This window comes from Halomonas sp. SpR8, assembly GCF_031010195.1.
In the GTDB taxonomy this organism is placed as follows: Bacteria; Pseudomonadota; Gammaproteobacteria; order Pseudomonadales; family Halomonadaceae; genus Vreelandella.
Genome location: NZ_JAUAMC010000002.1, coordinates 205,036 through 219,260, shown reverse-complemented (window position 1 = coordinate 219,260; position 14,225 = coordinate 205,036). Strand labels below are relative to the sequence as shown.

Annotated in this window: 13 protein-coding genes; 7 read left to right on the top strand and 6 right to left on the bottom strand. The window is 54.1% G+C overall.

What is annotated here, in order from left to right; genetic code table 11:
• Positions 1-137 precede the first annotated feature (137 nt).
• Positions 138-977, top strand: coding sequence for a helix-turn-helix transcriptional regulator (locus tag QT230_RS04350; protein WP_308320353.1), 840 nt, complete (start codon positions 138-140; stop codon positions 975-977).
• Positions 978-1,092: 115 nt separating this feature from the next.
• Here the strand turns inward: QT230_RS04350 and QT230_RS04345 are convergent, their stop codons facing one another.
• A complete protein-coding gene (locus QT230_RS04345) occupies positions 1,093-1,995 on the bottom strand; it encodes a LysR substrate-binding domain-containing protein (protein ID WP_308320352.1) in 903 nt (300 codons plus the stop codon).
• A 182-nt stretch (positions 1,996-2,177) separates the two neighbouring features.
• On the opposite strand from QT230_RS04345, the gene QT230_RS04340 reads away from it, so the two are divergent.
• Entirely contained in the window at positions 2,178-2,756 is a 579-nt protein-coding gene (locus QT230_RS04340; protein ID WP_308320351.1) for an NAD(P)H-dependent oxidoreductase, read from the top strand.
• Between the two features lie 88 nt (positions 2,757-2,844).
• Here QT230_RS04340 and QT230_RS04335 read toward each other — a convergent pair whose 3' ends face one another.
• From QT230_RS04335 to msrP, 3 genes are all read right to left on the bottom strand, one after another.
• Entirely contained in the window at positions 2,845-4,638 is a 1,794-nt protein-coding gene (locus QT230_RS04335) for a S8/S53 family peptidase (protein WP_308320350.1), read from the bottom strand.
• A 101-nt stretch (positions 4,639-4,739) separates the two neighbouring features.
• On the bottom strand, positions 4,740-5,357 hold the full coding sequence (msrQ, locus tag QT230_RS04330; RefSeq protein WP_308320349.1) for a protein-methionine-sulfoxide reductase heme-binding subunit MsrQ: 618 nt from the start codon (positions 5,355-5,357) through the stop codon (positions 4,740-4,742).
• Positions 5,357-6,373 (bottom strand): protein-methionine-sulfoxide reductase catalytic subunit MsrP, encoded by a 1,017-nt coding sequence (gene msrP / locus QT230_RS04325; protein WP_308320347.1) that lies wholly within the window; start codon positions 6,371-6,373, stop codon positions 5,357-5,359. The genes msrQ and msrP overlap by 1 nt, the downstream gene beginning before the upstream one ends.
• Positions 6,374-6,542: 169 nt before the next feature.
• On the opposite strand from msrP, the gene QT230_RS04320 reads away from it, so the two are divergent.
• Together QT230_RS04320 and QT230_RS04315 are read left to right on the top strand one after the other, a co-directional pair.
• Positions 6,543-8,198, top strand: coding sequence for an FMN-binding glutamate synthase family protein (locus QT230_RS04320; protein WP_308320346.1), 1,656 nt, complete (start codon positions 6,543-6,545; stop codon positions 8,196-8,198).
• Complete coding sequence (locus tag QT230_RS04315) at positions 8,131-8,421, top strand: GDYXXLXY domain-containing protein (protein ID WP_308320344.1); 291 nt, start codon at positions 8,131-8,133, stop codon at positions 8,419-8,421. The genes QT230_RS04320 and QT230_RS04315 overlap by 68 nt, the downstream gene beginning before the upstream one ends.
• Before the next feature lie 12 nt (positions 8,422-8,433).
• Here QT230_RS04315 and QT230_RS04310 read toward each other — a convergent pair whose 3' ends face one another.
• Positions 8,434-9,345 (bottom strand): LysR family transcriptional regulator, encoded by a 912-nt coding sequence (locus tag QT230_RS04310; RefSeq protein WP_308320343.1) that lies wholly within the window; start codon positions 9,343-9,345, stop codon positions 8,434-8,436.
• A gap of 149 nt (positions 9,346-9,494) precedes the next feature.
• Here QT230_RS04310 and ycaC point away from each other — a divergent pair, with 149 nt between their 5' ends.
• A complete protein-coding gene (gene ycaC, locus QT230_RS04305; RefSeq protein WP_308320341.1) occupies positions 9,495-10,118 on the top strand; it encodes an isochorismate family cysteine hydrolase YcaC in 624 nt (207 codons plus the stop codon).
• 109 nt (positions 10,119-10,227) lie between these two features.
• A complete protein-coding gene (locus tag QT230_RS04300; RefSeq protein ID WP_308320340.1) occupies positions 10,228-11,175 on the top strand; it encodes a pirin family protein in 948 nt (315 codons plus the stop codon).
• 65 nt (positions 11,176-11,240) lie between these two features.
• Here QT230_RS04300 and QT230_RS04295 read toward each other — a convergent pair whose 3' ends face one another.
• Complete coding sequence (locus tag QT230_RS04295; protein ID WP_308320339.1) at positions 11,241-12,107, bottom strand: pirin family protein; 867 nt, start codon at positions 12,105-12,107, stop codon at positions 11,241-11,243.
• Positions 12,108-12,435: 328 nt separating this feature from the next.
• Here QT230_RS04295 and QT230_RS04290 point away from each other — a divergent pair, with 328 nt between their 5' ends.
• On the top strand, positions 12,436-14,163 hold the full coding sequence (locus QT230_RS04290) for a mechanosensitive ion channel domain-containing protein (RefSeq protein WP_308320338.1): 1,728 nt from the start codon (positions 12,436-12,438) through the stop codon (positions 14,161-14,163).
• Positions 14,164-14,225: the final 62 nt, after the last annotated feature.

The window sequence follows — 14,225 nt, the reverse complement described above, 5'->3', positions numbered from 1 at the left end:
AGGATCGAAAAATCATCGCTAGTTCTTTCAGCGAGAGGCTATTCTGGAGAGGCTTTTAGAGGGGTACAATTTAACCGTTTATGCTATTACTAAAAGTGATAAGCTATTAAAAGTGATAAGTTATTAAAGGTAACAAGATGACCGCTCCCCGGACGCTTACTCGAACGCGGGAAGACTTGGCTGCATTTCTACGCAAGCATCGCGAGAAAATCGTGCCGGAAGAGGTGGGGCTGCCTCGTGGCCGCCGAAGGCGCACGCCAGGGTTAAGGCGCGAAGAGGTTGCCGCGTTAGCGGGGGTGGGGCTGACTTGGTATACCTGGTTGGAGCAGGGACGCGATATTAGCGTATCGGCGACGTTTCTGGACAACTTATCCAAGACGCTCAAGCTGGATGCGGCTGAACGCCGCCATCTGTTCTTACTTGCCCATCAGCGGCTACCCTCTGAGCTCGGCAAAACCTGGTGCAGCGTGCCGCCGCTGGTGCAAACCTTGATGGATGACCTGCCCACACGGCCCGCTTATATCCTCAACTTACGTTGGGATGTACTGGCCTGGAACGCTGCCGCCGATAAGCTGTTCAATTTCTCTGCTCACTCGCCGGAACGCCGCAATATGCTGTGGTTGTTATTTGCCGATCCTGCCATGCGCCAACTGCTCTCACCCTGGGAAGAGCAGGTTTGCCAGATGCTATCCAGTTTCCAGCGCGACTTTGCCCGTGCAACTGAAGATCCCGCTATCAATGAGTTGGTTGAAGAGTTAACCAAAGTGGCGCCAGAGTTTAAGGCATGGTGGAAAAATCAGGAGGTCAACGCGCCCTGTCAGGGAGTGCGTCATCTATATCTTGAAACACTAGGTGCTGTAGCGTTTGAACACACGACGCTCACCGTTGATGAAGAGCGCCACCTGCGGCTGGTCTACTATGCGCATAAAGGCATCGATACCGAGCAACGGGCTTTTAATGAGTGGGTGGTGGGTTAAACAGTATTTACTAAGATCCGAAATAAAAACGAGAGTCTATACGAAGCTGGTGGGTTGAGGCTTAGCGCTGGCGCACTTTTGGCACTCATTGGCGCAAGCAAGATAGCCAATCCTATCACCCCTTCAAATACCTACCCGGCAGTTGCTCTGCCAAAAACTCCATAAACAGCCGTGTGCGCTGGGAAAGTGTCGTTTGGCGGTAGTACACGGCGTTTACGGCTTGGGTTTGCGGTTCAATGTGGTCGGGCAGTACGTCAACGAGCGTGCCTTTTTGGCGGGGTGCAATAGTCATGAAGTCGGCCAAGCAAACAATACCTTCTCCCGCAATGGCCAGCTCTATCAGCGTGCTGCCGCTGGAGGCCGCCAGCGATGGCGTGATATGTAATAGTTTGCCGTCGGCGCGGAGTAGGGGCCATTGGTTGAGATGATCTAGCTGGCTAAACCCCAGCAAGCTGTGCTGTTGAAGGTCTTCAATATTTTGCGGTACGCCATGGCGTTCAAGGTAAGCGGGGCTGGCAAGAAGGCGCAGCGGGCTATGGCCGAGTAAGCGCGCGTGCAGGGATGAGTCTTCCAGATTGCCGATGCGAATGGCCAGATCAACCCGCTGTTCGAGCAGGTCGACAAAGCGATCATGGGTATCCAGTTCCAGCGTAATACCAGGGTAGCGGGCGCGGAACTCGCCAATCACCGGCACAATCACGAACTGCATAAAGCTGGGGGCGGCGTTAACTCGCAGCCTGCCCTGGGGCTGATTGTGGCGATCCAGCATTGCCTCTTCGGCTTCTTCAACGGCAGCCAGAATATGGCGGCAGTGGTTTAGAAACGTTTCGCCCTCTTCGGTCATTTCCAAGCGGCGCGTTGTGCGACGTAATAGCGTGGCGCCAAGTTTTTGCTCCAGACGGTTAAGCGTACGGCTAACCCCGGAAACGGTCATACCAAGCCGCTCAGCAGCGCCGGTGATAGAGCCGCTATCCACGACCGTCACAAATGCTTGTTGTTCTTCAAGGGTGCTTTTCATAAATTGCTTTTCATAGCGCTGCCGTTTGCCTTGTGAGTGTTTAACATTGTTGATTTAAAATCAAAAGAGTCTTGCTGGTACGTCGCTTCTTTTTCCGCGCTGTTACTCCCACAATACGCGCCATTAACGTCAAATCTATTCGGTTAGCTTTGATGATGAACCTCTTTGGGAGAAAGCGTTAGATGAAGATTCTACTGATTAACGGTGGCAAGGCGTTTGCACACTCTGGCGGTGAACTCAACAATACCCTGCACGGCGTGGCGATGAGTACGTTGCGGGAAATGGGCTATGAGGTGCGCGAGACGGTGATTGATCAAGGTTACGATCTTGAAGACGAAGTTCAAAACTACCTATGGGCTGACACCATTGTGTATCAGATGCCGGGCTGGTGGATGGGCGCGCCGTGGATCGTTAAGCGCTACATCGATGAAGTGTTCACAGAAGGTCACGGTTCGCTCTACGCCAGCGACGGCCGCTCACGCCAAGATCCGACCAAACAGTATGGCAGTGGCGGCTTGCTGCAAGGGCGTCGCTATATGCTGTCGCTGACCTGGAATGCCCCTTTGGAAGCCTTCGACGAGCCGTACAATTTCTTTGAAGGGCGTGGTGTGGATGGGGTTTATTTCCCATTCCACAAATCGCAGGAGTTTATCGGCCTAGAGGCATTGCCGACCTTTATCGCCAACGATGTTATGAAGATGCCGGATGTCGGTCGCGACAAAGCGGCTTATCGTGCCCATCTTCGCAAAGTGCTTGGCTAAAGTACTTGGCTTAAGTACTTGGCTTAACGTAGTTGATTCGGACAAGCCCACCTCGCGAAGTGGGCTTTGTTTGGCTGATTTATCTGACCTAGCGATCCCGATCCAGACTTTGCACCGTTAGATCCAGCGCCTTGTACATATCCAACCGGGCGGAAAGGCCTATATCCGGGTGGTTCAGCTCGTTAGCCCGTTCCGATGGCAGTATCGGCGCGGTTAGGTCATCCGCGTCTGTCGGCTCGAAATCGTACTCCTCCCCGATCGTCATGGCGCTGCGGCGAAGTAGCATGCGTAATTGTGCCGGGGTAAGCTCGGGGTCAATCGACATCATTGCCGCCAATAGGCCGGCGACTAGAGGCGTCGCGTAGGAGGTTCCGCAATGGGCTTCGCCTTGCTCACCTTCTACCAGTGAAGAGCCCCGTACACAGGCCGCTGCGGTTATATCCACCCGCATATCGATATTGGATGCGTTACGTTTGACCACATAGCGGGGATCTTCAATCTGAACATCCTCATCGCTGCGTTGATGCCCACCCACCACAAACAGTTGGTCGGTAATAAACGAGGAGGGCAGGCGGTAATCGTCACTTCCCGAAAATGACGACGCATTGCCTGCTGAGTTCACGACCACTACGTCGGGGTGTTCGCGGCGCAGCCATAAGAAGAACTCTTCAAGCAGTTCTTCGTAACCGCTCATGGCGATGCCGGAACGCACCAGCGAATCGATCTCCTTCCCGTTAATATCGATGGCCCCTACTCGGTGAATGCCCCAACTCCAGTTGAGTACGCGTACCCCGTCCTCTACCAGATTGACTGAAGCCGCAACATTCGCCGTAATGCCTGCATCTGAATTGCGATCCACAATTACGTCGAAGCCAGGGCTCACATCGTCCAACCCGCGTAAAAAACCACTATTGCCGCCTTCATTCCAGGCCGCGGCAAATACCCCAGCGACCGTTGTGCCATGCCCGTCGGGCTTGGCAGCATCGCGAGCGTAAACGCAGGTTCGCGTTGAATCAGTGCGGCAGTCACCCAGGTAATCGGCAAAATCCGGCGCGTCGAAGTCCACCTCGCGCTCGATGACGCCAATACGTATGGGCTGCGTCTCGATATCCCCGCCGTGGCCCTGACGTGATAAGCATCGCTGGTAATAGTTCACGGCATCCAGGAAGCGATTCGACGCCCACTCCTGATTATCCGCAGCGGGCGGCTTTTCCGTCTCACTCTCAATGCTTTCTTCTGCCCCCGACTCTTCGACCACCACCGCATCCACGCTCACTTCGCTGCCCAGCCTGAGTACCAGCGCGTCGCGCTGTTCCAGGTTGCTGACGGGCAAGCGCAGCTGATAGGTGTTGAGCGGTGGGATCATACCGACGACTTCGGCGTCGTACTTCTCTGCCAAACGCTGGGCTTCCTCGGCGCCATCGTGGCTCTCTTCAATAATCAGGCTGACCAGATCCACGTAGGTGGTCAAGCCATCCATGTTCTTGGCCACCTCTTGATCTGTGGCGGCGACTACGTGGCTGCCGTTAAGACTGAGCCAAACCGGGTTGCTGGACTGTTCACGCTGCTCAAACCATAGCGGGCCGCTTTGTGCATCAGCGCTGCTGATGCTTACACGCACCCGGTCGTTGTCGTGGGTGATGTCATCTGGCTGAAGCGCTCTACCGTTCAGTTTCACCTGAAAATCGCCATTCTCAAGCCCACTGACGCGCAGACAGAACGCTTGCCTATCCAATTGCAGCAGGTTGCCACAGCGCTGCAGTTGTTCGACTCGCAACGGCTGTTCAACTTGCGCAGATTGCTCTGCAACCGCGGCAGTTCCGATCAACATCAGTGCCAGCGCCGAAACCAGCCGACCAGCGCCCAAATATGTTACTGCCATTTATCACTACTCCAAACGGTATCCGATTGACTGCACGCAGCATAAACGTATTAGCTGAACAGAACATGAATCCATTCGGTAAGTGGGTATCTATTGACGCTTTAACGGCTAAAACGATAGCGCAGTTTAGGCAGGGAGCGGGCAACAGGCGGCAGGCGGGTGGTCATAATCAGCGCAGCAATCGCGGCGTACATCGCCCACTCTTGCATATCGGCGCGTACTACCCAGAAGAAGTGCAGTAGTACCAAACCCAAAATGGCGTAAGAGAATTTATGCAGTGGCTTCCAGCGTTTGCCTAGGCGCTTCATCGACCACTTGTTAGAGGTCGCCCCCAGCACGGCAAGGCCGATCAGCGCGATCATGCCGACGATAATATACGGGCGCTTGACGATCTCGCTGCCTAGCAGCGCCCAGTTAAGCCCGAGAATAAACAGCGCATAGCTGAGCATATGCAGAGTGGCGTAGGCGAGCGCCCAGAGACCCAACTGGCGGCGGATTAGCGCAAAGCCTTTCCAACGGGTGAGCTTGGTTAATGGTGTCAGGCTCAATGTAAGTAGCAATATCCATAGCGCGCCGATGCCAATATTCAGCAGCAGGTAGCGCCCCGGTTCAGGGCCTGCGGCGTTATTCGCCACCTGCCAACTCCAAAACAGCAGCGGTGCTAGCGCTGCTAGAAATACCGCGACGCGCCAGGCTAGCCATTTATGCTGCGTTGCCATCAGTAGTGCTTCCTCATATCCATGCCCGCATACAGCTCGGCGACTTCGTCGGCGTAACCGTTAAACATCAAGGTGTCGATGGTGTTGGGGTTGAACAGGCTGTTGGGCAAACGTCGCTCGGTGGCTTGGCTCCAGCGCGGATGATCGACCTCTGGGTTAACGTTGGCATAAAAGCCATACTCATCAGAGGCAATCTGCTGCCAGGAGTTAACCGGCTGCTCTTCCACCAGCGAGATGCGCACAATCGATTTGATACTCTTGAAGCCGTATTTCCAGGGCACTACCAGCCGTAGGGGAGCGCCATTTTGGTTGGGCAGCTCACGGCCGTACATACCCATGGACAGCAGCGTTAGCGGATGCATGGCTTCGTCTAAACGCAGGCCTTCCACGTAGGGCCAGTCGATGATTGAGAACGATGAGCGCTGGCCGCGCATTTGCTCGGGGTCTACCAGGGTCTCAAAGCGTACGTACTTGGCTTTGCTGGTGGGGTCGGCGCGTTTGATAATTTCCGCCAGCGGAATACCCAGCCAGGGGATGACCATCGACCACGCCTCGACGCAGCGCAGACGGTAAATGCGCTCTTCAAACTGCGAAGGCTTGGCGAAGTCCTCTAGGGCAAAACGCCCGCCGTTATTGACTTCGCCATCGACTACCACGCTCCACGGCTCTGTCTGTAGGCTGCCCGCATGTCGGGCGGGGTCGCCCTTGTCAGTGCCGAATTCGAAAAAGTTGTTGTAGCCACTGGCGTCATCAAAGGGGGCGATTTTATCTTTTTCCGGGTCGCTAGGGGTGATGGCCCGCCATTGGGTCTCACTGATTTTTTCTTTCAACCAGGCTGGCGCATCGCCTTCGGGTACATCGGAGTAGTCGGCATTGGCGCGGGCGTGGCCGGAAAGAGCAAGCCCTGCACCTAGGCCTGCCATGCCGCCCATAAAGCGCCGCCGGGAGAGGTAGATAGATTCCGGCGTGACATCGGATTCGTGTAAATCACTCGGTTTGGCAATCTTTATTAGCATTAGGTGTCTCCATTAGAGCCTGTACAGGTAGCATACGAGGTGAATGCTGCATTCGATATCAATGGGTGTCGTAAGTTCGCCAAAACTTACACAAGTCCATTACGTTTAAGTCGCGCCAGTCAAAGGGACTGCCCCTGTGGCGGCGTGTTAATAAGGAGCTCGTGTACTGATGATCGAAGCTCGGGGGTTAACCCGTATTCCTCTGCGTAATACTGTCTTTGTTGTCTGCTTGATCCTGCTGGCGGTTTCGCTGCTGGGGGTGGGATTCTCATTAATGTGGCTGTGGGGCGTAGCGATCTTTGGCATGCTGGCTGGGCTGGGGTTGTATGATCTTCGCCAAACGCGACGAACGGTTAGCCGCAATTATCCGATCTTGGCCCACGTCCGCTATGTCTTGGAATCTATCGGGCCGGAAATACGTCAGTATTTTATTCAGTCTGATCTAGACGAACGGCCATTTTCCCGCGAACAGCGCGCGGTGGTGTATCAGCGTGCTAAAAACGAGAGCGATAAGAAGCCCTTTGGCTCTTTGCTGAATATGTATCAGCCGGGGCATGAATGGATCAACCACTCGCTACTGCCCTGCGCTATTGAAAACGCGAACTTCCGAGTTCGCGTAGGCGGCAGCCACTGCCGCCAGCCTTACCTGGCAAGCGTACTGAATATTTCAGCGATGAGCTTTGGCTCGCTTTCAGCCAATGCCATTGAAGCGCTCAATGCGGGAGCGTGTAAGGGCGGTTTTTATCACGACACCGGAGAGGGGTCGATCTCCCGCTACCATCGCAGGCATGGTGGTGATCTGGTCTGGGAAATAGGCTCTGGCTACTTTGGCTGCCGTCACGAAGATGGCTCTTTTAATGAGGAGCGCTTTGCTGCCAACGCCAGTGACGATCAGGTAAAGATGATCGAGATTAAGCTTTCGCAAGGCGCTAAACCTGGTCATGGCGGCATATTGCCAGCGGCCAAGGTAAGCGCAGAAATTGCCGAAGCGCGGGAAGTACCCATGGGCCAGGATGTCATTTCCCCCGCGGCCCACTCGGCCTTTTCTACGCCGCTGGAGCTGATGGACTTTATTGCCCGCCTGCGCTCACTTTCGGGGGGCAAGCCGGTCGGCTTTAAATTGGCGATTGGCCACCCCTGGGAGTGGTTTGCGATCGTTAAAGCCATGCTGGAAACCGGCGAGCGACCTGATTTTATTGTCGTGGACGGTGGCGAAGGGGGAACCGGTGCGGCGCCGCTAGAGCTTATCAATCGCATGGGGGTGCCATTAACCGAAGCCGTCATGCTGGTGCATAACACCCTGGTGGGAGCCGGGTTGCGCGAGGAGATTCGTATTGGTGCGGCGGGCAAAATCATGTCCGGCTTTCACATTGCCCGAACCTTGGCGCTAGGGGCCGACTGGTGCAATTCGGCCAGGGGCTTTATGTTTTCACTGGGCTGTATTCAGGCGCTTAACTGTCACTCCGACAAGTGTCCCAGCGGTGTAGCCACTCAAGACCCCAACCGGAGCCGCCATTTGGATGTGGCCGATAAAACCGCGCGGGTCTATCACTTCCACCGTAATACCCTAAAAGCGCTGGCGGAAATGCTGGGTGCCGCTGGGCTTAGCCACCCTAGCGAACTGGGGCCCGAGCACATTATCCGGAGAGCTTCGGAAAACGAGGTTCAGTCCTACGATCAGATATTTACTTTCTTGAAGCCCAATGAGCTGCTCAACACCAAGTGCGAGCACACGGTGTTCAAACACTATTGGGAAGATGCCCGATCAGACTCTTTCCTGCCGCCTGCTCGGATTGCTCGACTTCGTTTCACCAAGCTGGAGTAAATGCGATGGCACCTCTTTAGCCGATGACGAACGGCAACTGCGCTATCGGCTGCGCAACGGGCAAGTACGCTTCGCCACTAATGCGTTCTTCTTTCAGGAGGGACACGCCGAACGCTATGAGACCGCCCGCTACGGCCTGTTTCGGGTAAATGCTACAGGTGAGCTACTGTTAGTGGCTATGTACGATGATGAGCTTAATCGGTTGGGAGATAGGGCTAGGTAATGTGCTATGTCATCAGTGCTCAGAACCCAGCGCGGCATAGCGCTCGGCAAGAAAGTCCAGCAGCGCCCTGACGGAAGGCAGCAAGCCCCGTCGAGAGGGGTAAACAGCATGAATGACTTCCCGCCGGGGTTCCCACTCTGGCATGACGTGTACCAGGGCTTTTGACGTCAGCGAATTACCCAGCATCAAACTAGGCAATTGAACCACGCCGACACCTGCTAGGGCCGCGTTATATAGCGCGGTCATGTCGGTAGTAATAAAGCGCGGTGAATGTTCCACCACACGCTCTTCTCCTTCTCGCTGCAACCGCCATACATGGGGCTCTTCCGGTCTTGCTCGGCTCAAGCTGGGAAGCGTGGCGAGCATATCCAGGGTAGAGGGTACGCCATACTGCTCAAGCAACGCGGGACTTGCCACTAGGCACTGTCCACGATCTGACAGCACTTTAAGAATCAGATCGCTGTCTTCAAGTGGGAGGGGGCGTGCACGCAGGGCAACGTCCACACCTTCAACGAACGGATCGATGCGTCGGTTGGTGCCTTCAAGATGCACATGAACTTCGGGATAGCGGGCCATAAAGTCCGCCAGCATCTCGCTCACGTGAAAGCTCAATAAGCCCGTGGGGCAGCTTATGCGGATAATGCCGCAGGGGGTCTGTTTGCTCTCTTCAATGAACTGCTGGGCTGCTTTCGCTTCCACCAGCATGGCTTTGCAGTGCTGATAATACCGCTTGCCGATATCGGTAAGTGATAAATGGCGTGTGGAACGGTTTAGAAGACGAACATTTAGCTCGTTTTCCAGTTCACTGATACGCCTGCTCAGTTTTGATTTTGCAATGCCTGTGGCTCTAGCCGCGGGAGAAAAACCACCATAATCGACTACCTTCACAAAGTAATAAAGATCGTTAAGGTTAGGGGCCGTCATGTGTGTTCTCCCTGTGCAACAGTGTGTCTTAATTTCTTATCTAATCATCGCATGAACGGAATACTACACTTTATAAAGCAGGTGGAAACACGCGCTGGTGCTTTGCATGCGAAGCGCTCACTAAGCTAAATAGATAAAAGGAGTATGTCATGGCTAAACCCTATGTTCGTCTCGATAAAGATAATGCCGCTGTTCTATTGGTGGATCACCAAACAGGATTGTTATCTCTAGTGCGTGATATTGATCCGGATCGCTTTAAAAATAACGTATTAGCGCTGGCGGATTTGGCTAAATATTTTGGGCTGCCCACCATTCTCACTACCAGCTTTGAAGATGGCCCCAATGGCCCTCTGGTGCCTGAGTTAAAAGAGATGTTTCCAGACGCTCCTTACATCGCCCGTCCGGGGCAAATCAATGCCTGGGATAATGAGGATTTTGTCAACGCCGTTAGAGCAACTGGCAAAAAGCAATTAATTATCGCAGGTGTGGTGACTGAAGTGTGCGTTGCCTTTCCGGCGCTTTCTGCCCTTGAAGAAGCGTTCGATGTGTTCGTTATTACCGATGCATCCGGCACCTTTAACGAACTTACCCGTGACGCCGCCTGGGATCGTATGTCCAGTGCCGGTGCGCAATTGATGACATGGTTTGGCACAGCTTGCGAGTTGCATCGCGATTGGCGCAATGATGTTGAAGGTCTGGGGGCTCTGTTCGCCAACCACATTCCTGACTATCGTAATTTAATGAACAGCTACAGCACGCTAACCAGCAAGTAACCCGTGTTCACGACTGGGAGAGGGTTATCTCCCAGTCCTCTCTGTTCGCTTAACCGCGCCATGGATGTTTCGCTGATCTTGGCTTGCCATTATGTCCGGAGTAACTCACATGAGCTGGATGCCCGATATTGAGCCTAGGTGCCCCTCCGCAGGTAATCTGAACGATATAGAGACACTGATCGTTCCCCGTGCACGGGATCTGGGTGGTTTTGAAGTGCGTCGTGCGCTGCCTGCCCCTAATCGCCAGATGGTAGGGCCGTTTATTTTTTTCGATCAGATGGGGCCTGCTGAATTTCTTAAGGAAGAGGGGATTGATGTTCGCCCGCATCCGCACATTGGGCTGGCTACGGTGACGTATCTGTACCAGGGGGAGTTTCAGCACCGCGATAGCCTGGGCACTAATCAAATAATCCGTCCCGGCGCGGTTAATTGGATGGTAGCGGGCAATGGGGTCACCCATTCTGAACGCACCAGTTCAATTACTCGCCAGCACTCACACTCTCTGCTAGGTGTTCAGACGTGGGTCGCGCTTCCCGAAGCGCATGAAGACAAGCCAGCCAGCTTCGAGCATCATGGCGAGGAGACGCTGCCGATGCTTAAAGGCGAGGGTAAGGAAGTGCGCTTAATTCTAGGCACGGCTTGGGGGGAAAGCGCACCGGTAAAAACCTTCTCTGAAATGTTTTATGCAGATGCAATGCTGCAGCCAGGCGCAAAGTTACCGTTACCGGATAATCATGAGGATCGAGGTATTTATGTGATGTCTGGCAGTGTCAGTATTGCGGGAGAATCGTTTGAGGCTGGCAGGATGATGGTGTTCCGCCCCGGCGATCCGATAACGGTGGTAGCAGGGGAAGTTGGTTCTCGATTGATGTTGTTGGGAGGCGAAACTCTGAATGGGCCACGGTATATTTCATGGAATTTCGTCGCCTCTTCCCGGGAAAAACTTGAGGCCGCCAAGCAGGCTTGGGTAGAGGCGGATTTTGAACATGGCCGCTTTCGCCTTCCACCTGGGGACGATGCGGAATTTATCCCCTTTCCTGTTCAGCCAAGCAAATAAAACGGCTAAAAAGGCTAGCTGCTAAGGGCAGCTAGCTGACTTAGTGCGTTAAATCAAAAGCGATATCAGACGGTTATTTGTCCAAAACGACCGTTGTTGAAATCATCCATCGCTTCCATGATCTCCTTTTCGCTGTTCATGACAAAGGGGCCATGCCCCACCACCGGCTCGTTAATGGGCTCGCCTGCAAGCAGTAGCAGCTGTACATCATTATTGGCTTCTAGGGTAAATGTTTCGCCCTCGCGCGCCAGCTCGGCCACTTGTGCTTCACGGAGTATTCCTTCTCCGTTGACCAACACGGTGCCTTTCAAGACCACCAGCAGAGTAGTCCAGCCATTGGGCTGGGCAAGCGTTGTGGCTTTCCCAGCATTCAGGCTTAGATCCCACACATTTATTGGCGTAAATGTCTCTGCCGGCCCTGATTGAGATTGGTACTCACCGGCAATTACCCTCAACCAGCCTGCTCCTTCAGGCAGATCAACTCGTGGGATTTGCCGATCAAAGATGGCCTGGTAGCCAGGTTTAGCCATCTTGTCTTTGGCGGGCAGGTTGACCCACAGTTGGACCATTTCCAGTGAGCCACCTGACTGCGTAAATGCCGGCGAATGAAACTCTTCATGCAAAATGCCTGCCCCAGCGGTCATCCACTGCACATCGCCGGGGCCTATCACGCCGCCCCTCCCAGTGGAGTCTTGGTGCGCAACTTCGCCCTGGTAAACAATCGTGACCGTTTCGAACCCGCGGTGAGGGTGCTGCCCCACACCGCGAGGTTTCTGTGCAGGCTGAAAGTCTCTGGGGCCTGCGTAATCCAGTAATAGAAAAGGGCTCAGCTTGTTTGCATGCTGACCATAGGAAAAAAGCGAGCGCACTGGGAACCCATCGCCTACCCAATGAGGCCGAGGTGCATTGGTCACCTGCAACAGTTTTTTCATCATACTCTCCTTTTGGCAGGGTTATGCTGTCACACAAAGAGCATACCGCTAGGGCTAAAGGCGTAATAGATGGGTGTGTTGGGACTCAGCGTTGCGTTAGTGGAACGTAAGGCAGGGCTCCGCCGTGAGGTGAAAACAACGAATTCCTAATTAAAGTTTCTAGATGCGTCGCAGATTAATGGTGCAATGCACCTTGCACCATCAAGGAAGGTGGGCTGTAATTTGCGCTTCCACTGACAAGGATGGCGCCATATTTAACGCGGAGCTGGCTACACGATTAGCCTGTCGATGGACAATACATAGGCCCACCTCAATCAATAAGGCATGTATGAAAGCAAACAGCTCGTGGCCCGCATGGCTGATATTACTAGTAACATTGGCGTTTTCCAGCGTCAGCGCGGCGCAACCTCAAGGAGGAGAGAGCGAGGACAGTCGGTGGTTTACGGTTGATTCACTGAATACCGGGCTTGGCGAAATACCTGAAGAAGCCAGCCGCGTCACGCCGCGTGAAGCCATGCGAAGCTTTCTCGATCTCACCGAACAGGAAGAGTACGAAAAAGCGGCGCACATGCTCAATCTGTCGGAGTTGAGCGACGAGGAGCAGCGCGAACAAGGTCAGGAACTGGCTCGGCAGTTGGCGGAAGTGTTCAAGCGTGGCGAACGGATCAGCGTCGATAATCTCTCGGGGCGGGAAGACGCCGTGATAGAAGATCCCGCCGGACAAAACCCGCGCGTTGGCGAAACGCGGCGTAACCTTGAACTGGCATCGCTGCGGGCCGATGGACAAACCTACGATATCCGTCTAGCCCGCTACCGCGTCGGTGACGATGAACCGGTATGGCTGATCATGCCCATCAGCGTGTCGTACATTCCGATGCTTTATGAGCAGTACGGCCCGTCGATGCTGGAGCAATACATTCCCGAAAGTCTGCAGTCATCATTTGGGTTGCTGAGACTTTGGGAGTGGGTGGCCATTCCGGTCTTTTTGCTGTTCGTGGGCATTGTGGGCTGGGGGGTCCACCGCCTAATAGGTGTGATGTCTAATTGGCTACCCGCCGGTGCCTTTCGTATGTTTGCCGGGCAGATTGGCATGCCGGCGGCGCTGATCGTGATCTCGCTTTTCACCCAGATGCTGCTGGACTACGTGGTGTCGTTTTCAGCGGTCGCGACCACTACCTTCCGCGTACTGCTTATCGGTATTCTCGCCTGGTGTGCGGGTTCCATTGCGCTGCGCTTCGTGGATACTCTGATGCTGCGCATGACGCGGCGGCTGGTGGGGGAGATAGATGACACCAAGCCCAAGGATGAGCGCAAGCTGCTGACATCGCTCTACGCACTGCGGCGTATCATTATCCTGGTGACCGTCACCGGGGTGTCGGTTTACATCCTGGGGCAGATACAGATTTTTGAGTCGATGGGGTTATCCATCCTGGCATCTGCCAGCGTTCTGGCGGTACTCGTGGGTGTCGCCGGTCAGGCGGTATTGGGCAATATTTTAGCGTCGTTTCAATTGTCGTTTGCCAAGCCGATTCGTATTGGCGATTTGGTGATCTTTGAAGACCAGTGGTGCTATGTAGAAGGCATCTTTTATACCTTCATCCGCTTAAGAACCTGGGACGAACGGCGGTTGATCGTGCCCGTCACGTACTTTACGTCGAAGCCTTTCCAGAATCTCTCAGTCAAGAGCATCAAGATGTACCGTTACGTGGAGCTGACACTGCACCTGAGCGCCGATATTGAGTTAATAAGAGACAAGTTTTTGGAGTTCGCCAAAGAGGAAGACAACGTTATTGAGCACCATAAACTGCTTTGTTACGTAACGGCACAATCGAATACGGCGCAAACCGTGACCTGCTATTTAATGACCTCTGATCCTATGGCTGGATGGACAGCTGAAATGCACGTACGCGAAAAGCTCATGGCGTTCATCCGCGATAATCATCCCGAGTGGTGGCCGAGAGACGTCGTGGTTATCAGTCATCAGGATGTTGCACGTGGGGCGAAAGTAAAACACTCCTCGGAGGTGGATAATGCTGAGGGAAACGCGTCGGAATAGGATGAATCAGTGTCGATGGCATACGAAGTAAAGGGTGAGTATGTGGGAAGCCTTCGGGGAGC